21 protein-coding genes and 1 tRNA gene are annotated in these 22276 nt (G+C 71.2%); 8 read left to right on the forward strand and 14 right to left on the reverse strand.

Annotated features, from left to right (window positions below; translation table 11 throughout):
* The first annotated feature begins 30 nt into the window (after window positions 1–30).
* The gene (locus Rai3103_RS10225) at window positions 31–1491 is read left to right on the forward strand and encodes a glycine hydroxymethyltransferase (protein WP_277873023.1); all 1461 of its coding nucleotides are present in this window, start codon (window positions 31–33) and stop codon (window positions 1489–1491) included.
* Window positions 1492–1662: 171 nt separating this feature from the next.
* Here Rai3103_RS10225 and Rai3103_RS18540 read toward each other — a convergent pair whose 3' ends face one another.
* From Rai3103_RS18540 to Rai3103_RS10255, 7 genes are all read right to left on the reverse strand, one after another.
* A complete protein-coding gene (locus tag Rai3103_RS18540) occupies window positions 1663–3252 on the reverse strand; it encodes an HNH endonuclease signature motif containing protein (RefSeq protein ID WP_153572521.1) in 1590 nt (529 codons plus the stop codon).
* Between the two features lie 131 nt (window positions 3253–3383).
* Window positions 3384–3512, reverse strand: coding sequence for a hypothetical protein (locus Rai3103_RS18545; protein WP_277872967.1), 129 nt, complete (start codon window positions 3510–3512; stop codon window positions 3384–3386).
* 202 nt (window positions 3513–3714) lie between these two features.
* Window positions 3715–4701 (reverse strand): 23S rRNA (guanosine(2251)-2'-O)-methyltransferase RlmB, encoded by a 987-nt coding sequence (gene rlmB / locus Rai3103_RS10235; protein ID WP_153572522.1) that lies wholly within the window; start codon window positions 4699–4701, stop codon window positions 3715–3717.
* Window positions 4701–6116, reverse strand: a complete 1416-nt coding sequence (gene cysS / locus Rai3103_RS10240; RefSeq protein ID WP_153572523.1) for a cysteine--tRNA ligase — start codon at window positions 6114–6116, stop codon at window positions 4701–4703. Before cysS ends, rlmB begins: the two co-directional genes overlap by 1 nt.
* Window positions 6117–6136: 20 nt before the next feature.
* Window positions 6137–7519: a DUF4032 domain-containing protein gene (locus tag Rai3103_RS10245; RefSeq protein ID WP_153572524.1), complete on the reverse strand. Its 1383-nt coding sequence runs from the start codon at window positions 7517–7519 to the stop codon at window positions 6137–6139.
* Between the two features lie 43 nt (window positions 7520–7562).
* Entirely contained in the window at window positions 7563–8660 is a 1098-nt protein-coding gene (locus Rai3103_RS10250) for an ABC transporter ATP-binding protein (protein WP_153572525.1), read from the reverse strand.
* Between the two features lie 211 nt (window positions 8661–8871).
* Window positions 8872–9678, reverse strand: a complete 807-nt coding sequence (locus Rai3103_RS10255) for a transglutaminase-like domain-containing protein (protein ID WP_194793091.1) — start codon at window positions 9676–9678, stop codon at window positions 8872–8874.
* A 97-nt stretch (window positions 9679–9775) separates the two neighbouring features.
* Between Rai3103_RS10255 and Rai3103_RS10260 the strand changes: the two genes are divergently transcribed.
* The gene (locus Rai3103_RS10260) at window positions 9776–10504 is read left to right on the forward strand and encodes a DedA family protein (RefSeq protein ID WP_194793092.1); all 729 of its coding nucleotides are present in this window, start codon (window positions 9776–9778) and stop codon (window positions 10502–10504) included.
* 14 nt (window positions 10505–10518) lie between these two features.
* Here the strand turns inward: Rai3103_RS10260 and Rai3103_RS10265 are convergent, their stop codons facing one another.
* The 3 genes from Rai3103_RS10265 to Rai3103_RS10275 all read right to left on the reverse strand — a co-directional run bounded on the left by Rai3103_RS10265 (window position 10519) and on the right by Rai3103_RS10275 (window position 11857).
* The gene (locus Rai3103_RS10265; protein WP_153572528.1) at window positions 10519–11049 is read right to left on the reverse strand and encodes an O-acetyl-ADP-ribose deacetylase; all 531 of its coding nucleotides are present in this window, start codon (window positions 11047–11049) and stop codon (window positions 10519–10521) included.
* The gene (locus Rai3103_RS10270) at window positions 11046–11732 is read right to left on the reverse strand and encodes a hypothetical protein (protein ID WP_153572529.1); all 687 of its coding nucleotides are present in this window, start codon (window positions 11730–11732) and stop codon (window positions 11046–11048) included. Before Rai3103_RS10270 ends, Rai3103_RS10265 begins: the two co-directional genes overlap by 4 nt.
* 50 nt (window positions 11733–11782) lie before the next feature.
* Window positions 11783–11857, reverse strand: a tRNA-Thr gene (locus tag Rai3103_RS10275).
* Between the two features lie 76 nt (window positions 11858–11933).
* On the opposite strand from Rai3103_RS10275, the gene Rai3103_RS10280 reads away from it, so the two are divergent.
* A complete protein-coding gene (locus Rai3103_RS10280; protein ID WP_153572530.1) occupies window positions 11934–12197 on the forward strand; it encodes a DUF3263 domain-containing protein in 264 nt (87 codons plus the stop codon).
* Here the strand turns inward: Rai3103_RS10280 and Rai3103_RS10285 are convergent.
* Window positions 12140–12580, reverse strand: coding sequence for a hypothetical protein (locus Rai3103_RS10285; protein WP_153572531.1), 441 nt, complete (start codon window positions 12578–12580; stop codon window positions 12140–12142). The genes Rai3103_RS10280 and Rai3103_RS10285 overlap by 58 nt on opposite strands.
* Before the next feature lie 209 nt (window positions 12581–12789).
* On the opposite strand from Rai3103_RS10285, the gene groL reads away from it, so the two are divergent.
* From groL to Rai3103_RS10310, 5 genes are all read left to right on the forward strand, one after another.
* Entirely contained in the window at window positions 12790–14412 is a 1623-nt protein-coding gene (gene groL / locus Rai3103_RS10290; RefSeq protein ID WP_153572532.1) for a chaperonin GroEL, read from the forward strand.
* A 216-nt stretch (window positions 14413–14628) separates the two neighbouring features.
* The gene (locus Rai3103_RS10295; RefSeq protein WP_153572533.1) at window positions 14629–15780 is read left to right on the forward strand and encodes a dipeptidase; all 1152 of its coding nucleotides are present in this window, start codon (window positions 14629–14631) and stop codon (window positions 15778–15780) included.
* An 11-nt stretch (window positions 15781–15791) separates the two neighbouring features.
* The gene (locus Rai3103_RS10300; RefSeq protein WP_153572534.1) at window positions 15792–16508 is read left to right on the forward strand and encodes a copper homeostasis protein CutC; all 717 of its coding nucleotides are present in this window, start codon (window positions 15792–15794) and stop codon (window positions 16506–16508) included.
* 8 nt (window positions 16509–16516) lie between these two features.
* Complete coding sequence (locus Rai3103_RS10305) at window positions 16517–17188, forward strand: FMN-binding negative transcriptional regulator (RefSeq protein ID WP_153572535.1); 672 nt, start codon at window positions 16517–16519, stop codon at window positions 17186–17188.
* 21 nt (window positions 17189–17209) lie between these two features.
* The gene (locus Rai3103_RS10310) at window positions 17210–17833 is read left to right on the forward strand and encodes an NUDIX hydrolase (RefSeq protein ID WP_153572536.1); all 624 of its coding nucleotides are present in this window, start codon (window positions 17210–17212) and stop codon (window positions 17831–17833) included.
* Here Rai3103_RS10310 and Rai3103_RS10315 read toward each other — a convergent pair.
* From Rai3103_RS10315 to Rai3103_RS10325, 3 genes are all read right to left on the reverse strand, one after another.
* Window positions 17793–19445, reverse strand: coding sequence for a DNA repair helicase XPB (locus Rai3103_RS10315; RefSeq protein ID WP_228488841.1), 1653 nt, complete (start codon window positions 19443–19445; stop codon window positions 17793–17795). The genes Rai3103_RS10310 and Rai3103_RS10315 overlap by 41 nt on opposite strands.
* Window positions 19446–19515: 70 nt before the next feature.
* Entirely contained in the window at window positions 19516–21507 is a 1992-nt protein-coding gene (locus Rai3103_RS10320; RefSeq protein WP_153572538.1) for a helicase-associated domain-containing protein, read from the reverse strand.
* Window positions 21504–22256 carry a hypothetical protein gene (locus Rai3103_RS10325; protein WP_153572539.1) on the reverse strand — a complete coding sequence of 251 codons (753 nt, stop codon included), beginning with the start codon at window positions 22254–22256 and terminating at the stop codon, window positions 21504–21506. Before Rai3103_RS10325 ends, Rai3103_RS10320 begins: the two co-directional genes overlap by 4 nt.
* Between the last annotated feature and the right edge of the window lie 20 nt (window positions 22257–22276).

Below are 22276 nucleotides of genomic sequence, written 5' to 3' on the forward strand. Positions count from 1 at the left end.
GTTGGTAGATTGTTGCCCGCCTTCCATCCCATCGTCGAGGAGAAGCAAGTGTCCGACTCCACTGCCGCCGCCACCCGTGCCTATCGGGAGGCGCTCTCGGTCATCGAGGGCGTCGAGCCCCGCATCGCCGACGCCACGCGCCAGGAACTGACGGACCAGCGAGGTTCGCTCAAGCTCATCGCCTCCGAGAACTACGCCTCCCTGCCGGTGCTGCTGACGATGGGCACCTGGTTCTCCGACAAGTACGCGGAGGGCACGGTCGGTCACCGCTTCTACGCCGGCTGCCAGAACGTCGACACCGTCGAGTCCGTCGCCGCGGAGCACGCGCGTGAGCTGTTCGGCGCCGAGTACGCCTACGTCCAGCCCCACTCCGGCATCGACGCCAACCTCGTCGCCTACTGGGCCATCCTCGCCCACCACGTCGAGGCCCCCGGCCTGGCCGAGAAGGGCGTGAAGAACGTCAACGATCTGTCCGAGGAGGACTGGGAGCTGCTCCGCAAGCGCTTCGGCGACCAGCGGCTGATGGGCATGAGCCTCGACGCGGGCGGGCACCTGACCCACGGCTTCCGGCCCAACATCTCCGGCAAGATGTTCAACCAGCGTTCGTACGGCACCGACCCCGAGACCGGGCTGATCGACTACGACGCGCTGCTGGCCAAGGCCCGCGAGTTCAAGCCGCTGATCCTCGTCGGTGGCTACTCCGCCTACCCCCGCCGGGTCAACTTCGCCAAGATGCGCGAGATCGCCGATGAGGTCGGCGCCGTGCTGATGGTCGACATGGCGCATTTCGCCGGGCTGGTCGCCGGCAAGGTCTTCACCGGTGAGGAGAACCCGGTGCCGTACGCCGACGTGGTGACCACCACGACGCACAAGTCGCTGCGCGGCCCGCGTGGCGGTCTGGTGCTGGCCAAGGAGGCGTACGCCGCCGATGTCGACCGCGGCTGCCCGATGGTGCTCGGCGGTCCGCTGTCGCACATGATGGCCGCCAAGGCCGTCGCGTTGGCCGAGGCCCGGACCCCCGCCTTCCAGACGTACGCGCAGAACGTCGCCGACAACGCGAAGTCGCTGGCCGAGGGCCTGATGAAGCGCGGCGTGAAGCTCGTCACCGGCGGCACCGACAACCACATCGTGCTGGCCGACATCGCCGCGTCGTTCGGGCTCACCGGCCGCCAGGCCGAGTCGGCGCTGGTCGACTCGGGCATCGTCACCAACCGCAACTCCGTCCCGGCCGACCCGAACGGCGCCTGGTACACCTCGGGCATCCGGCTGGGCACGCCCGCGCTCACCACGCGTGGCTTCGGTGCCGACGAGTTCGACCGGACGGCCGAACTGATCGTCGAGGTGCTGTCGAACACGAAGGCTGCCGACGCGCCGAAGGGTGGCGCCTCGAAGGCGAAGTACATCATCGCCGACGGCATCGCCGACCGCGTCAAGGCAGAGGCCGGCGAGCTGTTGGGCAAGTTCCCGCTGTACCCGGGCCTGGAGCTCTGACGTCTGACCTGGCTCACTGAGTTGATCGGCGTGATCCGCCGCCACTGAGGACCCGTCCTGGCGCAGTGCCGGGGCGGGTTCTCGCGTTGCCGGAGCCGGTCGACGTGGGTTGTCGAGCTGGTCAGCCGATGGTGCGGCGACGCGCGCGTCGGCCCCGCTGACCACGCATGGTCAGCCTGCCCGCCGACGCGCTCCTCTCCCCGCTCGCGTCCGGGTCCTGGTCCGCGCTCGCCGACCCGGGCGGCGGGCACCGCAGCGTCGCCTCTTGCGGCGGTTCGGTCGGTGTCGCCTGGGCTCGGGTGGCTGTGGGGCTGGTGGTTGGGGGTGGGTGAGGTGGAGGAGGGCGTCGAGTTCGGTGGTGGAGTGCTGGTCGGTGGTGGGGTTGTCGGGGGTGTGGGTGCCCCAGTTGTCGACGTGGTAGGTGCGTCCGTAGGGGGTGCGCCAGAGCCAGTGGCCGGGGCGGGTTTGGTGGCAGCGCCAGCCGGCGTGGGTTTTCGCCCGGTGGGCGGTGCGGCCCAGCGGGCCGAGGTTGGCGGGGCTGGTTTCTCCGCCGTGGCTGTGGGGGGTGGTGTGGTCGAGGTCGGTGTGGCGGGCCCGGCGTGATCCCCAGGGGAAGATTTCGTAGGGGTTGGCGAGGATGACTTGTTCGCGCATGCGTTCGGGGATCTCGTAGGCGTCGACGGGCTCGGAGGTGCGGTGGTCGATCACGCCGGTGACCCGCACGGTCGAGTCGGCCAGCAACGCCCGCAGGCTCTGGACGGGGACGGCGCCTTCGCCTTCGAGGCGGGCGACGCCGTCGGGGCCGAGGCGGTCGGCGTTGACGTGGACGTAGAGGCGGACGGGGGCTTTGAGTCGGTCGGCGGTGGTGGTGTCGCCGGCGAGGAGGGCGGCGGCGCGTTCGGGGGTGGCGAGGATGCCCAGGGCGCGGGCGCGGCGCTCGTCCAGGCTCTCGTCCTTCCCGTCGGTGGTGGCGAGGCGGGTGGCGAGGCGGGTGAGGGTCGCGTCGAGTTGGGTCGCGTCGGGGGTCGCGATCCGGGCGAGGACGGTGCGGACGCCGGCGGTGCCGGTTTCGTCGCGGTGGACGTGGGCGTAGCGGCCGGTGCGGGCGCGTTCCTCGGCCTGGGCGGCCCGGGCGGGGTCGGCGGCGACGATCTCGCCCTCGACGAGCTGCTCGAGGCGGGTCCAGGACAGGGCGCCGAGCGCGGGGGCGATGGCTTTGTCGACGCGGAGGGCCTGGGCCCGGTCGAGGCCGGCCCAGCGGACGGCTTGGGCGATCTTGCGGGCCTGCCACACGGGTAGGCGGGCGCCCATCACGGCCTGCCACATGCGGGGGTGGCGCCAGCGCACGGAGAGGGCGTCGGCGATCTGGCCGCGGGTGGCCTGGTGGGTGGTGTGGAGCAGGGCGGCGATCTCCAGGACGGCGAACTCCGCGACCGGGGGGCAGCCGTCCCCGCCGAGGTCGACCATGCCCTCCCCGCCGGGCAGCAGGGCCTGCTCGGGCGCGGGGGTGGGGGTGAGGGCGGCGAGGTGGGCGGTGATCGCGAACTGGCGGGCTTCCACCGTGGCCTGCAGGGTGCGCAGGGCGTCGATCTCCTCCATCGCCTCGTCGATCGTGGCGGGCAGCAGCCGTTGCGGGCTCAACGCCAGCGGGGTGACCACGTCCAGCATCGTCGGATCGGCCGCGTCGACCGGGCCGGTATCCAACTCCCGGCCCGTACGCTCCGGGCCCGGATCGGGCCCGTCGAACAGTTCTCCTTGCATGACCCCAACGCTAGGGCAGGCCACAGACATCAACCGATCACACGTACGACCGGGGCCGATCCTCAGGACCGGCAGCGTCCTCAACGCAGATCGGCCCGGCACAGGGCCGGGCCGTCAGGAGAACGGGTGGATCAGAGGGCGGTGCGGGAGGCCCCACGCCAGAAGGGCTCGGTGCCCTCGAGAACCCACTGCGGGGTGAAGGAGTCGGCGCCGGTGAGGGCGAGCAGGGCGGCTTCGTTGATGCGGGAGTCCTGGGACATGACGTCTTCCTCTGCGGTCGTTCGGGGTGGTGGCTGCAGATGACGCCGTCGTCGGTCCTGCCCTTCAACGGTAAATGAGCGCCTCGACAGGCCCAAAAAGGGGCAGACGCAACGGCGCCCCCGGCTACGTGATTCTCGGCACCCGGTCCATCCTGGCAGCGGGCTGCGATGGGGGACCGGGTCACACCGGAATCGGGCGAGGTCACACCCCGGCCGAGTCAGCCCCGGACGGCCCCGCGCGAGCGCGGCTGATCTCGTACAGCGCGATGCTGGTGGCCACGCCGGCGTTCAGCGACTCCACCTCGCTGCTGATCGGGATCGACGCGAGGACGTCGCAGTTCTCCCGGACGAGCCGCTGCAGGCCCTCGCCCTCGGAGCCGACCACCAGCAGCACCGGACCGTCGACGCCAGGGATTGCGGCGATGTCCGTCTCGCCCTCACCGGCCAGCCCGACCACCACGAAGCCTGCCTTCGCGTAGTCCTGGAGGACGCGGTTGAGGTTCGTCGCGCGGGCCACCGGGATCCGCGCCGCGGCGCCGGCCGACGTCTTCCACGCCGCTGCCGTCATGCCGGCCGAGCGCCGCTCCGGGATGACCACGCCCTGCGCGCCGAAGGCCGCCGCGGAGCGGATGATCGCGCCCAGGTTGCGAGGATCGGTGACCTGGTCCAGCGCGACCACCAGGGGAGTCCCGGGCGCCTGCAGGGCATCGGCCATCAGGTCGGCCGGGAAGGCGTACTCGTACTCCGGCAGCTTGATCGCGAGCCCCTGATGGGTCGCACCGGCGGTGAACCGGTCCAGCTCCTGCTTGGTCGTCGCCAGCATCGGGATCGACTTCTCGGCGCAGATCTTGAAGACCTCGCGCACCCGGTCGTCCCGGTCGATGCCTTCGGCGACGTAGACGGACACCACGGGGATCCCGGCCCGCAGGGCCTCGACCACGGGGTTGCGCCCGGCCACCCACTCCGCACCCCCGCCGCGAGGGGCGGACTGCTGCGTACGCTTCGGCCGCGAGGCCTCACGCGACTCCGCGAGTTGCTTGGCCTTGTACGCCTTGTGGTAGACGCGGTCCTCGGCCCGGGGGGTGGGGCCCTTGCCCTCGAGCCCCTTGCGGGCCCGGCCGCCCGAACCGGCGGTGTTGCTCTTGCCCTTGTGCCGTACGGCGCCTCGGCGCTGCGAATTGCCTGCCATCAGTGCTCCACGCTCCACTTCGGGCCCTGGGGGGTGTCCTCGACACGGACGCCCAGCGCGCCCAGCGAGTCGCGGATGGCGTCTGCCGCCGCGTAGTCCTTGCGCGCCCGGGCCTCCTGGCGCTGGTCGAGCAGGGCCTTGACGAGGCCGTCCACCACGGGTTCGAGCGAGGCTCCGGGCCCGGTGGCGCCCGCCCAGATCGGATCCAGCGGATCGAGGCCCAGGACGCCGAGCATTGCCCGGACGGCGGCGTACGCCTCGCGCACGGCCGACGCGTCACCGGCATCGAGGGCCTGGTTGCCGGCCTTCACCTCGGTGTAGATGGTCGCCACGGCCGCGGGAGTTCCCAGGTCGTCGTCCATGGCCGCGGCGAACGCTGCGGGCAGGACAGCGGCGGGTTCGGTGTCGCCGACCAGGTCGTGTGCCCGGTCGAGGAAGGAGTCGATCCGCGCCAGCGAGGCGGTGGCCTCGGCGAGCGACGTGTCCGAGTACTCGATGGCGGACCGGTAGTGCGGCGCCACCAGGTAGAAACGCACCGCGCGCGGCGGGTACTGCGTGGTCACTTCCGTGACCAGCGCGCCGTTGCCGAGAGACTTGGACATCTTCTCGCCGGCGGCGGTCACCCAGGCGTTGTGCATCCAGTAACGGGCGAACGGCCTGCCGGCCGCGGTCGACTGGGCCAACTCGTTCTCGTGGTGCGGGAAGCGCAGGTCGAGGCCGCCGCCATGGATGTCGAACTCGGCGCCGAGGTACTTGCCGGACATCGCCGAGCATTCCAGGTGCCAGCCGGGGCGCCCGCGTCCCCACGGGGTGTTCCACGAGGCGCTCTCCGGCTCGTCGGAGTCCGTGCGGCCCTTCCAGAGGGCGAAGTCGTGCGGGTCGTGCTTGCCGCGTGGATCGGAGTCCTCGGCCGGAGCCATGTCGGCGACCCGTTGGCCGGAGAGCCGCCCGTAGTCGGGCCAGGACCGGACGTCGAAGTAGACGTCGCCCGACCCGTCCTCCGCCACGTACGCGTGACCGCGGGCGATCAACTGCTCGACCAGTTCGATCATCTCCGGGATGTGGCCGGTCGCCCGCGGTTCGTACGTGGGGGCGAGGCAGCCGAGGGCCTGGTAGGCCTTGTGCAGCTCGAGCTCGAAGTGATAGGCCAGCGCGTACCACTCGACACCCTGCTCGGCGGACTTGCGCAGGATCTTGTCGTCGATGTCGGTGACGTTCGCGACGATCTTCACCTCGTAGCCGGAGGCGGACAGCCAGCGACGCAGGACGTCGAAGACGACCTCCTTGCGGATGTGACCCAGGTGCGGGGCCGACTGCACCGTCAGCCCACAGTGGTAGATCGAGACCTGGCCGGGCACGGCGGGCACGAACTCCCGGGTGCGGTGGGTCATCGAGTCATAGAGCTGGAAGGTCACGGGCCCCAGCCTACCGAGGATCACCCGGTGGTGCGGCGGGCGGCCTTGGCCCGGATGGCGGACATGTCAAGATAACCGCCCATCGGTGTCTTCCCGGAGCCCTCGTCGACGACCTCCCAGGGGTCCTCCGGCATCCGGTCGTCGTCGATGTCGTCGGCGCTGACCGCGGCCATCACCTCGCGGGGCTGGTCGGTGCCGGTGGGGGCGACCGAGAGCTCCTCGTCGGGGAGGTGGCTGAGGATGTCGCGTACGTAGCCCTGGGTGGCCTCGAGCAGCGGGATCTCGTGTCCGGCGGACTCGCTGCGGTACCAGCGGTAGTCCAGCATCTCGTGGTAGATCTGTGCGGGCTCCAGCTTGGAGGCGTACTCGCCGGGGACCATGTGGAGCACCGGCTCGAAGCACTCCGTCAGCCACTGGTGCGCGACGACGGACTCGTCGAGGTTCTGCTGGCCGGTGCGGGCCCGGTAGGAGTCGAGGTCGTTGAGCAGGCGCCGGGCCTGGTTCTCCTCGGTGTCCAGACCGGTGAGGCGCATCAGGCGCCGGGCGTGGTGGCCGGCGTCCACGACCTTCGGCTGGATCCGGATGGTCGACCCGTCGATGTCGGTGGTGATGTCCAGTTCGGCCACGTCGAAGCCCAGGGCGTTGAGTCGGCGGACCCTGCCCTCGATCCGGTGCATCTCGCTGCCGTCGAACTCCTCGACGCCGGTCAGCTCGTGCCACAGCTCGCGGTAGCGGGTGACGATGGTCTCGACCAGCAACCGGGGATCGAGCGCCGAGTCGAGCATCCCGCCGGCCTCGAGGTCGAGGAACTCACCGAAGAGGTTGACCCGGGCCATCTCCAGGTCGTGTTCGCGCTGGCCGTCGGAGAGCCGTTCGTGGAGCTCGCCGGTCTCCGCGTCGACCAGGTGGGCGGCGAAGTCCGACGCGTCGCGGCGGAAGAGGGTGTTCGACAGGGACACGTCGCCCCAGAGGAAGCCGATCAGGTGCAGCCGCGCCAGCAGGACGACCATCGCGTCCAGGAGCCGGGTGACGGTGTCGGAGCGGACGCCCTTGGAGAAGAGCGTGCGGTACGGCAGGGAGAACTGCAGGTGCTTGGTGATCAGGATCGGGTCGAGCGGCTCACCGGTCCGGGTGAAGCGACGCGTGACCACACCGACGGGCTCCACCGCCGGGGTCCCGAGCCGCATCAGGTCGTGCAGCAGCCGGTACTCGTGCATCGCGAGATGCTCGACGACCTCCTTGGCCGCGTACACCTCGTCGCCGACGCGGATGAACCGGACGACGTGGCGCGAGATCCCTCGTGGGAGCGCGACGAGGTGCTCCGCGGGCCATTCGGCGAGCGGAGTCCCCCAGGGCAGCGGGAGCAACCGGGCGTCCGGATGCGCGGAGAGGAACCGAGGCACGATCCCCAGTCTGACAGGGAATTCAAGCGGAGGGTGGCGCCGTTCAGGAGATGCGCAGGCCGGTGGCGTTGTCGAACACGTGGACGTCGCCGGGATCGACCATCAGCCGCACCCGGTCCTGACGCTTGGGCGTGTGCCGGGTCGAGATCCGGGCCACCAGTTGGTCGGCCTCCTGACGGCTGCTGAGGGTCGCCGCGGTGGGGTCGCCGTAGAGGTACGCGTCGGCACCCAGTTCCTCGACCACCTGCACGGTGATCTCGATGCCGCGCTCGTCGGCTGACAGGGTGAGGGACTCGGGCCGGATGCCGAGGGTGACCCCGGCGGTCTGGTCGGCCCGGTCGAGCACCTGGCGCGGGATCGGCGCGACCCAGTCGCCGAGACGTACGCCGCCGTCGACGATCGGGCCCTCGAGCAGGTTCATCGAGGGCGACCCGATGAACGAGGCGACGAAGAGGTTACGCGGGGTGTCGTAGAGGGCGATCGGGCTGTCGACCTGCTGCAGCACACCCGCGTCGAGGACTGCGACCCGGTCGCCGAGGGTCATCGCCTCGATCTGGTCATGGGTGACGTAGACGGTGGTGATCCCGAGCCGGGTCTGCAGGGAGGCGATCTGGGTGCGGGTGGTCACTCGCAGCTTCGCGTCCAGGTTGGACAGCGGCTCGTCCATCAGGAAGACCTGCGGCTTGCGGACGATGGCGCGCCCCATCGCCACCCGCTGGCGCTGGCCACCGGAGAGCGCCTTCGGCTTGCGGTGCAGGAAGTCCTCCAGGCCGAGCAGCTTCGCCGCCTCGAGCACCCGCGCGGCACGCTCCTCGTTGGGGACGTTCTGCATCTTGAGGGCGAAGCCCATGTTGTCCGCCACGGTCATGTGGGGATAGAGCGCGTAGTTCTGGAAGACCATCGCGATGTCGCGATCCTTCGCGGGCAGGTCGGTCACGGGCTGGTCGCCGATCCACACCGACCCGGAGGTGACCTCCTCCAGCCCCGCCAGCATCCGCAGCGTCGTCGACTTGCCGGATCCCGAGGGACCGACCAACACCATGAACTCGCCGTCCGCGATGTCGAGCGAGAGCTTGTCGACGGCCGGATGGTCGGCGCCGGGGTAGATGCGGGTCGCTTCCCTGAAGGACACGGTGGCCATACTCGAGGTTCTCCTATCCACGGGCAGGAACGTGCCCGACGATCCGACTGGAAGACTTACCGACGACTGGAATCTGTACACCAGTATGACCGTCGTGGTGCCGTCATTCGACACCGGATGCCCGGATTTGCCGACGGATACTGATTTGCACGCTAACATAGCCCGCTTTCACCCTGAAGGTGCAGGAGGGGGCCCACCCCGCAAGCCTGCCTCAGGTCAGGACCACGGGGGCCGTACGTTCCTCGGAAGACAACTCGTCGATGTCCGCCCGCACCCGGTAGCCGGTCAGCCGCAACCCGGCGCCGTAGCTGGACAGGAAGGCGGTGTCGGCCGCGTCACGGCCGGTGGCGATCCGGACCATCGCCCGGCGCGGCGCCAGGTGGGTGGGGTCCAGGACCTGCCACTGCCCGTCGACGTACGCCTCGGCGACGGCGTGGAACTCCATCGGCCGCAGCCCCGGCGCCCAGACCGCCACGAAACGCGCAGGCGTGTTGCGGGCGCGCAGCATGCTGATCGCCAGGTGGGCGTGGTCCCGACAGACCCCCTGGCGGGATTCGAGGACGTCCAACGTCGAGTGCGAGGGCCCCGTCGACCCCGGGACGTACGCGAGGTGGTCGTGCACCCACTCGGTGACCGCCTCGGTGAGGACGGCGCCGGTGAGACCACCGAACCGCTCCCGGGCGAGCTGACCAAGCCGGTCGCTCTCGCAGTAGCGGCTGGGGCGCAGGTAGATGGGCAGGTCGACCGGGTCGTCGAGGGGCGGCGGGGCCTCGCCGTCGAGGACGGCATCGTAGGCGAGCTCGAAGTGCGCCGGCCGAGCACCCGGCTCCAGCGCGAAGCGGTGCAGGCGGGTGCCGTGCGGGCCGACCAGTTGGGAGACGTCGGCCGGTTCCCCGTCCAGGGTCACACTCAGCGATTCCTGGCTGGGGGCGTACGTAGCGGCGGCGGCCACGATCGCGTACACGGTCTGGGGCCCGGCCAGTTCGCCGGACAGGGTGGTGTGGAGGGTGCGCCGCATGCCGGCTGTTCTACCCGTGCCGGTGGCCGATTGTCGACCCGGCGCAAGGTGGGGCGCGCCGCGTATCATCCGAGCAGCCTTCCGAAGGAGTGCCCCCATGAGCGACCAGGCTCCGAGCGACCCCGCTCCCGAGTCCGACGCCGCCGCGGAGCGTCCCTGGTGGGACGACCCGTCGCTGCCCTGGGCACACGAACCGACCCGGCGTGACCTGACCTGCTGGACCGGGATCGGACTGGTCGGCATCTACTCACTGCTGATGCTGCCGCTGCGGCCGGTCCTGCTCGGCTACTCCCCGTACGTGCTCGCCGCGGTCTCCGGGTCGCGGACCGCGGTGGTGATGATCGGGGCGCTCGCGGCCACCGGGGACCAGTGGTGGTGGCTCGGCTGGCTGATGGCCACCGTGAGTGTGGTGAAGTTCGACTGGGTCTACTTCTGGGCCGGCAAGCTCTGGGGCCGTGGGCTGCTCGAGGTGATGACGGGGACCTCGGAGCGGGCGCGACGCCGCAACGAACGGGCCGAACGGTTCGCGCTGCGCTGGTCGGTGCCCGCGGTCCTCGCCACGTACCTGCCGATCCCGCTGCCGGGCGCCGTCATCTACGCGACGGTGGGGGCGGCCGGGATGTCGTGGCGTCGCTTCCTCGTCGTCGACGTGATCGGTGCCGGCGTGCTGCAGGCCCTCTACCTCTACCTCGGCTACCGGATCGGTGAGCCCGCGGTCCGGTTCGTGCAGGAGTACGCGAAGTACAGCATCTGGCTGTCGCTGGTGCTGCTGGCCGTGGTGATCGGCGGCATGCTTCTGGGTGACCGCCGGCGCAGGCGGGCCTGAGCAAGGGGGCCCGGTCAGCCGCGGAGCTCGAGCAGGGCCGCCTCGAAGATCCCGAAGGTGGGCTCGTCGTGCAGCACGAACGTCGCCTCGGCGACCTGCGTGGGGGTGGTGGAGACCGTGGTGATCGCCACCCGGGCCGCCTCGAGCACCGGCCACCCGTACGCACCCGCCGAGACCGCCGGGAAGGCGATGGTCGTCACCGCGAGCTCGTCGGCCACCCGCAGGCATTCCCGATAGGACGACATCAGCAGGTGCGTGCGGTCCTCGATCGGTGACCAGATCGGACCCACCGTGTGGATCACCCACTGCGCGCTGAGCCGCCCGGCCGTGGTGGCCACGGCCTGACCGGCGGGCAGTCCGTTCGGCAATGTCGTGGCCCGCAGCCGGCGGCAGGCCTCCTGTAGTTCCCGGCCGGCGGCCCGGTGGATGGCCCCGTCGACCCCGCCGCCGCCGAGCAGGCTCGAGTTGGCGGCGTTGACGATCGCGTCGGTGCGTTGGTGGGTGATGTCGCCGATGGTGAGGGTGACGGCTGCGTGGTTGCTCATCGCGGCGGCTCCTGGCCGGGCTCCCAGAAGTTCGTCTGGTAGTTGAGCACCTCGCCCGGCTCGAACAGGTCGTCCACCCCGTCGGCGGCGTCGACCTCGCGGCGGGAGGGGGAGACCGTCCGGCTCGAGACGGCATTGACCTCCAGGAGCGGCCGCAGGCCAGGGGTGGTGGTGAGCTGGCCGAGCCCCATGTAGTTCAGGATCGCCATCGCGTAGCCGAGGTCACCCGGCGGGACCGGGGTAGCGCCGGCGATGCTGGCGAACTGCTGGGCGGTCTCCTCGACCGCCGACTGGTCGACCAACTCGAAGTCGTGCCGGGTCATCACGGAGATCACCTCACCGCGGGTCACCGACGTCGAGGACGCCTCCGGCTCCGGCGGGCCGGCAGCTCCGGGTCCCCCGGAGGAGGGCCCGCCCGCGGCGGACGGCCCGTCGGAGCCGTCGGGAAGGAACTCGAACCCTCGCCCGCAGTAGGCGGTCTGGGCATCCTGGAAGTCCAGCAGGGCGCCCTCCAGGCGGATGTTCGCGTCCTCGAGGTCCCGGGGATCCGAGCTCGGTTGCAGAGCGGCCAGACGCTCGAGATGGATCAGGACCTGCTCGGCGAACTGCCGCCCGCTGCGGACGAGTTCCTGGTAGGCGGTGGGGGACCACTCGGCGCCGGCGGAGGGGGACGTGGGGACCATGGTCTCTACGGTATAGCGGCGCCCCCGCGTCCGGGAGGCGCGCCCGCGGATGGAGCTCCCACAGGGAGTCGAACCCTGGTCTGCTCTTTACAAGAGAGCTGTTCTGGCCGTTGAACTACGGGAGCGCAGGGCTTCATTGTGCCGTGGTGGGCCGAGGATGTCGAAAACGTGGAGCATCCGCCGGGCCTCTAGCATGGGGCCATGACCGACGAGCGGGACCGGCGGCTGCTCGACTTCGAGGCGGCGTGGTGGAAGTACGCGGCGAGCAAGGACGAGGGCATCCGCGAGCAGTTCGGCCTGTCCTCGACCCGCTACTACCAGGCCCTCAACGCTCTGCTCGACGACCCGGAGGCCCTCGCGTACGCTCCGGGGCTGATCCGGCGGCTGCGCCGCGAGCGGGAGCGCCGTCAGCGGGAACGGTCCGCGCGGCGCCTGACCGGGCGCCCGGATCCCGCCGCGCGGTAGCCGCCGTCGGCCAGTCCGGCCCGCACCTCGAAGACGTTGGCGGACGCCTGGTCCCCGGTCCGCAGCCACGACCACGCCATCGCGAGCAGGTACGCCGGCAGCATCGGCAGGCCCAGCCAGGCGGCCCACTGGGTGGCGTGCCGTTCCTCGTGAGTGAGCAACCGGGGCAGGCGGACGCCCAACACCTCGAGGTCGCCGGGCGTGATGACGACCGAGCCGACGGTGAAGGCGCCGGCGATCGGGAAGCTCAGCCGGTACCCCTCGGCCAGCAGCAGGCCCCGCGGGCCGCGGCGGAGCCGGCTCCGGCCGAGGGCGGCGATGAGCAGACCCAGCGGCGTGGACAGGTTGATCCAGTTGGCCGTCGTGCGCAGGCGAGCGTCCATGCGGCCAGTCTGACACCAGAAGTGTTTGCACTCCCTTGGGGTGAGTGCTAACAATTGCTTTGGCACTCGCCGCTGGTGAGTGCTACGTACGTGGGACTGGTGAGGCCCGGCCGGGCCGTCCGTCGCGGGCATCGGTCACATGCGCACCCAGACACTACTGACAAAGCAACGGGGCCGCGCGCCTCGATTTGCGGGAGGACTCCCGGGACATGGCAAAGCTGATTGAATTCAACGTCGAGGCCCGTCGCGGCCTCGAGCGTGGCATGAACACCCTGGCCGACGCAGTCAAGGTCACCCTCGGCCCCAAGGGCCGCAACGTCGTGCTGGAGAAGAAGTGGGGCGCCCCCACCATCACCAACGACGGTGTGTCCATCGCCAAGGAGATCGAGCTCGAGGACCCGTACGAGAAGATCGGTGCCGAGCTGGTCAAGGAGGTCGCCAAGAAGACCGACGACGTCGCCGGTGACGGCACCACCACGGCCACCGTGCTGGCCCAGGCGATCGTCCGCGAGGGCCTGAAGAACGTGACCGCCGGTGCCAACCCGATGAGCCTGAAGAAGGGCATCGAGAAGGCCGTCGCCGCGATCAACGAGCAGCTGCTGGCGATGGCCACCGATGTGGAGACCAAGGAGCAGATCGCTGCGACCGCCTCCATCTCGGCCGCCGACACCCAGGTCGGCGAGATCATCGCCGAGGCCATGGACAAGGTCGGCAAGGAAGGCGTCATCACCGTCGACGAGTCGAACACCTTCGGCCTCGAGCTCGAGCTGACCGAGGGCATGCGCTTCGACAAGGGCTACATCTCGCCCTACTTCGTCACCGACACCGAGCGCATGGAGACCGTGCTCGACAACCCCTACATCCTGCTGGCGAACTCCAAGGTGGCCAACCTCAAGGAGCTGCTGCCCGTCCTCGAGAAGGTCATGCAGGCCGGCAAGCCGCTGGTCGTCATCGCCGAGGACGTCGAGGGTGAGGCCCTGGCCGGTCTGATCGTCAACAAGATCCGTGGCACCTTCCAGTCCGTCGCCGTCAAGGCCCCGGGCTTCGGTGACCGCCGCAAGGCGATGCTCGCCGACATGGCCATCCTCACCGGCGGTCAGGTCATCTCCGAGGAGGTCGGCCTCAAGCTGGAGCAGGCCGACCTGACCCTGATGGGCTCGGCCCGCCAGGTCATCGTGACCAAGGACGAGACCACCATCATCGAGGGTGCCGGTGAGGGCGACGCCATCGAGGGCCGGGTCAACCAGATCCGCTCCGAGATCGAGCACTCCGACTCCGACTACGACCGCGAGAAGCTGCAGGAGCGCCTGGCCAAGCTGGCCGGTGGCGTGGCCGTCATCAAGGTCGGCGCCGCCACCGAGGTGGAGCTCAACGAGCGCAAGCACCGCATCGAGGACGCCGTCCGCAACGCCAAGGCCGCCGTCGAGGAGGGCATCCTCCCGGGTGGTGGCGTGGCCCTCATCCAGGCCGCCAAGGCCGTCTCCCTCGACCTGGTGGGCGAGGAGAAGGTCGGCGCGGACATCGTCTTCCGCGCTGTCAAGGCCCCGCTGCGGCAGATCGCCGAGAACGCGGGCCTCGAGGGTGGCGTGGTGGCCGAGAAGGTCGCCAACCTGCCCGCCGGCCAGGGCCTCAACGCGGCCACCGGTGAGTACGTGGACATGGTCAAGACGGGCATCATCGACCCGGCCAAGGTGACCCGCTCGGCGCTGCAGAACGCCGCGTCGATCGCGGCGCTGTTCCTCACCACCGAGGCCGTCATCGCCGACAAGCCGGAGCCGGTCCAGGTGCCGTCCGGTCACGCCGGTGACGAGATGGGTGGCGTCGGCTTCTGAGCCGTACGCTGCCACAGAGCACAGAGCACAGCACGGAGGGCGGTCCCGCGAGGGGCCGCCCTCCGGCGTCTGGCGGGTCAGGGCCGGCGGGTCGTCCAGGTGACGTCGGCCCAGCTGATCTGCAGGTCGTCGCGGTTGCGGGATGACCGCCCCATCGCGCCTCCGCTCCCGTGCGTTGTCCCGCCATTCCTCCCGTGAGCTTGCCACAATGGCCCCATGGACCTGATACCGGTGGTGGACGGACACAACGACCTGGCCTGGGCGCTACGCGAACACGGGTACGACCTGCTCGCCCACGAGCTCGATCGGGACCGGCCCGAGTTCCATACCGACGTGCCGCGACTACGGGCCGGCGGGGTGCGGGCCCAGTTCTGGTCGGTCTTCGTGCCGGGCACGCTGGCGGGTGACCGCGCCGTCGCCGCGACGCTCGAGCAGATCGACGCGGTGGAGGCCTTCATCGACCGTTACCCCGCCCACTTCAGCCGGGTGAGGGACGCCGACGACTTCGACCGGCTGGTGACCGCCGGGCCGGACGCACCGATCGCCTCCCTGATGGGCGCCGAGGGCGGCCACTCGATCGCCAACTCGCTGGGCGTGCTGCGGACCCTCCACCGTCTGGGGGTGCGCTACCTCACCCTCACCCACAACGAGAACAACGACTGGGCCGACTCGGCCACCGACGAGCCCCGCCACCACGGGCTGACCGCGTTCGGCACCGAGGTGATCCGGGAGATGAACCGGCTGGGCATGATCGTGGACCTGTCGCACACCTCGGTCGACACCATGGCCGATGCGCTCGCCGTCTCGACCGCGCCGGCGATCTTCTCGCATTCCTCCGCCCGCGCGGTGTGTCCGCACCCCCGCAATGTGCCCGACGACGTCCTCGCCGACCTGGCCGGCCAGGGTGGGGTGTGCATGGTCACCTTCGTGGCGCCGTTCGTCTCCGAGGCGGCGTACGAATGGCGGAGCCGGGCCGACGACGAGGCGCGCCACGAGGGCATCGACGTCCACGACCACGAGCAGATGGCGGCCTTCTACGAGTCCTACCCGATCGCCATGCCCCCGGCGCAACTGGAGGATGTCGTGGCCCACTTCGAGCACCTGCGCGAGGTGGTCGGGATCGACCATCTCGGTGTCGGCGCCGACTTCGACGGCACGACCTGGCTCCCCGACGGGCTGTCCGACGTCTCCTGCTACCCGCGCCTGTGGGACGCCCTGGCGCGGGGCGGCTGGAGCCGCGATGACCTGGCGAAGGTCGGCTGGCGCAACATGTCGCGGGTCCTGCACACCGTCGAGGAGCGCGCCGCGGCGATGCGGGCGACGGAGCGGACCCCCGCCGACGAGTCCGCGGCGATGCGGCCGGCCTGACGGGAGGGTCGATGGACAGCGTCCTGGAGGTGCTCTGCGGGCATGGCGACGACGCCCGCCGGGCCGAGGAGGGCGGGGCGGACCGCGTCCACCTCGTCGCCGACCCGAAGGACGGTGAGATGTCACCGGCACCCGCCCTGGTGGCCGAGGTGTGCGGGGCGACCCGGCTGCCCGTCCGGGTCACCCTGCGCCTCCGGGAGGGCTGGTCGACGGACGGCGGGGAGGTGACCCGGCTGCGCGGCCTCGCCGCGGCCTACCTCGACGCCGGTGCCGAGGGCATGGTGATGGGCTTCCTGGACACCTGGTCCGAGGTCGACGCGCAGGTCTGCGCGGCGCTCGCCGGGGAGGCCGGCTGGCCCTGGACGTTCGACCGGGCGATCGACCGGTGCCTGGACTTCGACCACGCCTGGGCCGCCGTGCGGCGGCTGCCGGGGGTCGACCAGGTGATGAGCGCCGGCTCCGCCCGTGGTGTCGAGCACGGCCTGGACGGCCTGGTCGAGCGCGCCCGCGCCGACCGCTGGGTGGCGGACAACCTGATGGCCGCCGGGGACCTGCAACCCGAACATGTGCCCTGGCTGCACCGGGCCGGGGTGCGGGCCTTCCACGTCGACACGCAGGTGCGCCCCCTCGGCTCGTACAAGGCGTGGGTGGACGCCGGACTCGTGCACACCTGGCGGGACCTGCTGGACCGCACCGACCTACGGGCTGCCGGCGCCCGTAGGGCATGATCGGGAGCATGTACATCCCGCAGCACTTCGCGATGGACGATGACGAGATCCGTACGCTGCTGGCCTCGGTCGGGGCGGCGGACCTGGTCACCCGGCACGGCGACGACCTCGAGGCGACCTACCTCCCGTTCGTCCACGACCCGTCCCCGGCGCCGTACGGTCGCCTCATCGCCCACCTGCAGCGCAACAACCCCCAGATCCGCCGGGCCATCACCGGAGCGGGGCTGGTCATCGCCCACGGCACCGAGCACTACGTCAGCCCGGTCGGACTGCCGTCGAAGGCCGAGCACGGTCGGGTCGTCCCGACGTGGGACTACGTCACCGTCCACGTGCGTGGCGAGGTGCGGCTGCACGACGACCCGGGGTGGACCCGGCAAGCCGTGACGCTGCTGACCGAGCGGCACGAGCCGGCGGGGGAATGGACCGTGGAGGACCCGCCCGGGGACTTCGTCGACCGGATGCTGCGGGCCGTCGTCGGGCTGGAATTCGTCATCACCGGCTGGTCGGGCAAGGCGAAGATGGCGCAGAACAAGGCTCCGGCCGACCTGGTCGTGCTGATCGACCGGCTGCGGAATGCCGGGGACACCGAGGGCGCCGCGTATCTGGAGCGGGTCAGCCTGCCCGCGGCGACGGCCAGGGCCGAACTGGTCGAGGACGTCCGGACCCGCGGCCGTGGCTGAGCCGCCGATTACGCTGGGGCCGTGAGCTCCGCACACCAGCCCCACTTCCGTGAACGCACCGGGATCGCCGTCGAGCCCGAGGCACGGCCGTGGCGACACCGCCGCGCCTCGCGGGTGGTGGTCGTCAGCCCGGGGCAGGACGAACCGGGGGTGCTGCTGATGCACGACTCCGATCCGGGCCTGCCGGGGACGCACTGGTGGGTCACCCCCGGCGGTGGCATCGACGGCGACGAGACTGCGGCGCAGGCCGCGACGCGCGAGGTGCGCGAGGAGACGGGCTACGTCGCCGAGGAGGCCGACCTGCTCGGCCCGATCGCGCATCGTACGGTGCGGCACGGCTACTCCGACCAGGTGCTGGAGCAGGAGGAATGGTTCTTCCTGCTGGCCACGCCACGGTTCCGGGTCTCCACCGAGGGACACACCGAGGACGAGCAACTCACCTTCACCGGGTCCCGCTGGTGGCCGCTCAGCGCCATCGCCGCAACGGACGAGTGGATCTGGCCCGTCGGGCTGCTCGACCTCGTCGCGCTCGGGGACCTGCCGCAGGACTGGCCCCGCGAGCTCGGGCTGGTCGACGCCGAGTCGACGGTGCCGGTGACGGCCGTCAGCCTCGATCGAGCTCCTCGAGATCATCGGCGTCCATGATCCGGTAGCTGTAGCCCTGCTCGGCCAGGAACCGCTGCCGGTGCTGGGCGAAGTCGGCGTCGGAGGTGTCGCGCGACACCACGGCGTAGAAGCGGGCCGTCTTGTCGCCGGAGGGCCGAAGCAGCCGACCGAGCCGCTGCGCCTCCTCCTGACGCGACCCGAAGGCCCCGGAGACCTGGATCGCCACCTCGGCGGTCGGCAGGTCGATGGAGAAGTTGGCGACCTTGGAGACGACCAGCAGGGTGATCTCCCCGCGGCGGAAGGCGTCGAAGAGTTCCTCACGCCGGGAATTCGGGGTGGACCCCTTGATCAGCGGGGCGTCGAGTGTCTCGGCGAGTTCGTCGAGCTGGTCGACGTACTGCCCGATCACCAGTGTCGGGGTGCCCCGGTGGTGCTCGACCAGATCGAGGATGGCCCGCTGCTTGGTCTCCGCCGTGGCGGCCAGCCGGTACTTCACGTCCGGCTCCGCCATGGCGTACGCCAACCGCTCGTCGTCCCTGAGGGTGACCCGCACCTCGATGCACTGCGCGGGGGCGATCCACCCCTGGTTCTCCAGGTCCTTCCACGGGGCGTCGAAGCGCTTCGGCCCGATCAGGGAGAACACGTCCCCCTCGTGGCCGTCCTCGCGGACCAGCGTCGCGGTGAGCCCGAGGCGGCGGCGCGCCTGCAGGTCCGCGGTCATCCGGAACACCGGGGCCGGCAGCAGGTGCACCTCGTCATAGATGACCAGGCCCCAGTCGCGGGCACTGAACAGTTCCAGGTGCGGGTGGATACCGTTGCGTTTGGTGGTGATGACCTGGTACGTCGCGATGGTCACCGGCCGGATCTCCTTGCGGGCACCGGAGTACTCGCCGATCTCGTCGGGCGTGAGGGTCGTGCGGCGCAGCAACTCGTCGCGCCACTGCCGGGCCGAGACGGTGTTGGTGACCAGGATGAGGGTCGTCGCGGCCGCCCGGGCCATCGCCGCGGCCCCGACCAGCGTCTTACCGGCTCCGCAGGGCAGGACGACGACCCCCGAACCTCCCTGCCAGAAGGAATCCACCGCCTGGTTCTGGTAGGTCCGCAGCTGCCAGCCGTCCTCGGCCAGCGCGATCGGGTGACGTTCGCCGTCGACGTAGCCGGCGAGGTCCTCGGCCGGCCAGCCGAGCTTGAGCAGCACCTGCTTGAGATGGCCTCGTTCGGAGGGATGGACCGCGACGGTGTCGGCGTCGATCACCGCCCCCAGCATGCCCGCCACCTGCTTGGCACGGACCACCTCGGTGAGCACCGCCGCATCGGTGGAGACGAGGATCAGTCCGTGCACCGGGTGCTTCTCGATCCGCAGCCGCCCGTAGCGGTCCATCGTCTCAGCCACGTCGACCAGCAGAGTGCTCGGCACGGGATAGCGCGAGTAGGTGAGGAGGACGTCGACGACCTGCTCGGCGTCGTGGCCGGCGGCACGCGCGTTCCACAGTCCCAGCGGGGTGAGCCGGTAGGTGTGGATGTGCTCGGGGGCCCGCTCCAGCTCGGCGAACGGGGCGATGGCCAGTCGGCATTCGTCGGCCAGCGGGTGGTCGACCTCGAGCAGGAGCGTACGGTCCGACTGCACGACCAACGGCCCGGGAGATGACATGGGGACCATTCTCCCACCGCCGGACAAGCGCGGTCGATCACTGCAGTTCTGTATCACTGCAGGTCTGTAATCACTGCAGGGACGCGGCCAGCTCCTCGGCGAGTTCGGCGATCGCGGCGGCATCCGGGGGGCCGGGGGGCGCGTCAACGGTCCGGGGCCGGGCCCGGGGGCGGACGGGGGCCGTGACGAGCCGGCCCGAGGAGTCCTCGGCGGCCGGCGACAGGCCGAGGTCGTGCAGCAGGCCGACCACCTCGTCGGCCTCCGCATCGGCGACGATCACGCCGGGAGCGAGCCGGCGCAGGCCCAGCGGGCCCGCCTCCGGATGGGTGAGCAGTTGGCTGACCACCGCCGCGTCGTCGGTCTGGATCCAGCTACCGACACTGCCCACACGGATCCGGCCGTGCCGGCGGGCCACGTCGCCGACCAGGTACTCCAGCGGTTGCGGCACCCCGGTGCTGGAGTGCTCGGCGAGCCAGCCGAGCACCCGGTCGGCTGACCAGCCCGCGTCGAAGGCGCGGCGCAGCGAGCCCTGGCTGAACCGGAAGACGCCGCCCGCCCCGCGCGACTCCTGGTCGGCCAGCAGCCGGGCCACCCGGCTGGTCTCATGGTCGAGCGGGCCGGGGGCGACGGCGGTGAGGTCGGACTGCAGGATCAGTTCGCTGACCGGCTCGGGGAACTCGGCGGCCAGCCCGTCGGGGACGGCGGCCCCATCATCGGCAGCGACGGCCATCAGGCTGGTCACCGCGTCGAGGGCCTGCAGACCCAACCAGCCGGCTTCCTCCCACCACTGGCCGGTCATCTCGGCGAGGTCGACCTGGGAGGCCAGGGCCGGGCGGTGCCAGGCGTACGTCTCGGCCAGTCGCTCCGCCCCGATCAGGCTGCCCGGCGCGACCGCCGTGCAGACCTCGAGCAGGCCCCGGCGCAGATCGGCGGCCCCACGCCAGTCCGCGTCCGGGCCGAGGGCATGGGCCTTGGGCCGGACCGACCAGTGGAACCAGCGCAGTGCCCCCTTCCAGACCCGGACCAACTCGGTCCACCGGTCCACCGCGGGCCGCTCGAGCCACTGGTCGAACGCTGGGGTCGGCAACAGCGTCTCCCCGTTGACATGGTTGACCAGACCCGCGGCCCAGGCCAGTTCCACGACGAGGGCGGCGTACGCCTGGGAACGGGCCTGGTGGGAGGGGGGCAGCCGCAGCAGCGACACCACCGCGCCGAGGTCCTTCGCCGACAGGCTGCCCTCGCGCAGTAGTCGGACGTCGAGGTCGGGCAGGGAGGAGACGAGTTGCTCGATGTCGCGCAGCAGGGTGATCGCCGCGCCGACGCCGGCTCGGTCGATGAGTGCGGCCTTACGCCGGTGCCCGGTGGCCGGCTCCGGGGGAGTGGAGGAGGGGAGCGTACGCACCAGCCGGTGCCCCCGGAGGTGCCAGGCGACCTCCCGCGGCATCACCACCGTGTCCGCGTCCAGCGGGCGCAGCAGCCGGTGGGCCAGCGCGACCTCCATCGGCGTGGCCGCAGTCTCGGGCGTGACGTGGCGGTCGGCGTTCTTCACCCGGCCGGTCGGCGGACCCCAGGTCAGTTGGTCCAGCAGGGGTCGCACCACCTCTCCGGCGGCGGCCAGGGCGGCGGTGAGCTCGGGCTCCGTGAGCGGACGGACCGAGTCGTCGGCCAACCCGGCCGGCCAGGGGCCGAAGGCTGTGCGGGCGGGGACGAGCAGGTGGAGGTCGGTGTCCGGCCCCCAGACCAGGCCGCGTTCACGTAGGTCGGCGATCCCGCGGCGGACGGCGAGCTCGTCCGCACTGCCGAGGAGATCGGCGACTGCCGCACGGGTGGTGCCGTCGGGCAGAGCCGCCAGGGCCTCGGCGACGACGTGCTGCCACGCGTTGAGCCGGTGCAGCGCGCCCATCGTCGAGCCGCTGGTCGTCATCCGGACCACGAGGTCACCGACCGAACGCGGCGGCGGGGTGCACAGGTCGGGACGCGCCGCGAGCAGGGCGGCGAAATCCTTGGCCTTCCACCGGCGCAGCGACTCGGCCAGTGAGCGGGGTGCGGCCTGACGGGTCATCGGGGCATCTCCGGAGGCTCGCCCCAGGTCCGTCGACGCCGCTCCGCATCGATCGCGGCCCGCTGGCGGATGTACCAGACGGCCAGGACGATGCTGTAGACGAGGCCGATCAGCCGGGACAGCCAGGAGAAGTCGCTCCAGGTCTGGCCGGCGAGGATACCCAGCAGGAGCAGCGCCCCGAGCAGCCCCGCGACCGTCCGGGACAGGCCCTTGGCGGCGGCGGGGACGGACGGCACGGCGGAGAGCAGCACTGCCCCGGCGAGGACGGCGGCCGTGACGTACGGTCCGGCGAGGGCGCCGGCGATGTACAGCACGGGGGGCAACGCCAGCCATCGAGCGGCCCGTGAGCGCTCGTCGAGGTCGGGGTAGTGCGGTGCGTCCGGGGGTGCCATCACGTAGGGGATGTACGGCTGGTACGGCGCCGCGGGGGTCTCCGGTTCCGGGATGACTGCCGGGGAGGCGTGGACCGAGCTCCACGCGGAACCCACGTGGTGTGGTCGGCTGACGAGCGCGAACGGCTGACGCGGGTCCCGGAACGGCGCCGTGGGCGGCGCCAGCGCGGTCAGCGGCACCGCATCGGCCGGTGGCCGGTAGGCGGGCGGGGTGGCGCTGGGCGGTGTGTCGGGAGACGACTGCGCCGCGTTGTCCGCCAGTTCGGACAGGGCCGGAGTGACGCTCGTGGCCGCGGGCTCGTAGCCCGAGGGTGGCACCAGCGGTGCGTACTCGGGGCCGTCCAGCCAGGTCGCCATGGCTTCGATGCTACCCGGGC

Source organism: Raineyella fluvialis (assembly GCF_009646095.1).
GTDB lineage: Bacteria > Actinomycetota > Actinomycetes > Propionibacteriales > Propionibacteriaceae > Raineyella > Raineyella fluvialis.

What these genes read in the sequence shown, in the direction of transcription:
- Rai3103_RS18540 (WP_153572521.1), bottom strand. Translation starts at nt 3,252, where the DNA reads ATGCAAGGAGAACTGTTCGACGGGCCCGATCCGGGCCCGGAGCGTACG.
- Rai3103_RS18545 (WP_277872967.1), bottom strand. Translation starts at nt 3,512, where the DNA reads ATGTCCCAGGACTCCCGCATCAACGAAGCCGCCCTGCTCGCCCTCACC.
- rlmB (WP_153572522.1), bottom strand. Translation starts at nt 4,701, where the DNA reads ATGGCAGGCAATTCGCAGCGCCGAGGCGCCGTACGGCACAAGGGCAAG.
- Rai3103_RS10250 (WP_153572525.1), bottom strand. Translation starts at nt 8,660, where the DNA reads ATGGCCACCGTGTCCTTCAGGGAAGCGACCCGCATCTACCCCGGCGCC.
- Rai3103_RS10255 (WP_194793091.1), bottom strand. Translation starts at nt 9,678, where the DNA reads ATGCGGCGCACCCTCCACACCACCCTGTCCGGCGAACTGGCCGGGCCC.
- Rai3103_RS10260 (WP_194793092.1), top strand. Translation starts at nt 9,776, where the DNA reads ATGAGCGACCAGGCTCCGAGCGACCCCGCTCCCGAGTCCGACGCCGCC.
- Rai3103_RS10265 (WP_153572528.1), bottom strand. Translation starts at nt 11,049, where the DNA reads ATGAGCAACCACGCAGCCGTCACCCTCACCATCGGCGACATCACCCAC.
- Rai3103_RS10270 (WP_153572529.1), bottom strand. Translation starts at nt 11,732, where the DNA reads ATGGTCCCCACGTCCCCCTCCGCCGGCGCCGAGTGGTCCCCCACCGCC.
- Rai3103_RS10280 (WP_153572530.1), top strand. Translation starts at nt 11,934, where the DNA reads ATGACCGACGAGCGGGACCGGCGGCTGCTCGACTTCGAGGCGGCGTGG.
- Rai3103_RS10285 (WP_153572531.1), bottom strand. Translation starts at nt 12,580, where the DNA reads ATGGACGCTCGCCTGCGCACGACGGCCAACTGGATCAACCTGTCCACG.
- groL (WP_153572532.1), top strand. Translation starts at nt 12,790, where the DNA reads ATGGCAAAGCTGATTGAATTCAACGTCGAGGCCCGTCGCGGCCTCGAG.
- Rai3103_RS10295 (WP_153572533.1), top strand. Translation starts at nt 14,629, where the DNA reads ATGGACCTGATACCGGTGGTGGACGGACACAACGACCTGGCCTGGGCG.
- Rai3103_RS10300 (WP_153572534.1), top strand. Translation starts at nt 15,792, where the DNA reads ATGGACAGCGTCCTGGAGGTGCTCTGCGGGCATGGCGACGACGCCCGC.
- Rai3103_RS10305 (WP_153572535.1), top strand. Translation starts at nt 16,517, where the DNA reads ATGTACATCCCGCAGCACTTCGCGATGGACGATGACGAGATCCGTACG.
- Rai3103_RS10315 (WP_228488841.1), bottom strand. Translation starts at nt 19,445, where the DNA reads ATGTCATCTCCCGGGCCGTTGGTCGTGCAGTCGGACCGTACGCTCCTG.
- Rai3103_RS10320 (WP_153572538.1), bottom strand. Translation starts at nt 21,507, where the DNA reads ATGACCCGTCAGGCCGCACCCCGCTCACTGGCCGAGTCGCTGCGCCGG.
- Rai3103_RS10325 (WP_153572539.1), bottom strand. Translation starts at nt 22,256, where the DNA reads ATGGCGACCTGGCTGGACGGCCCCGAGTACGCACCGCTGGTGCCACCC.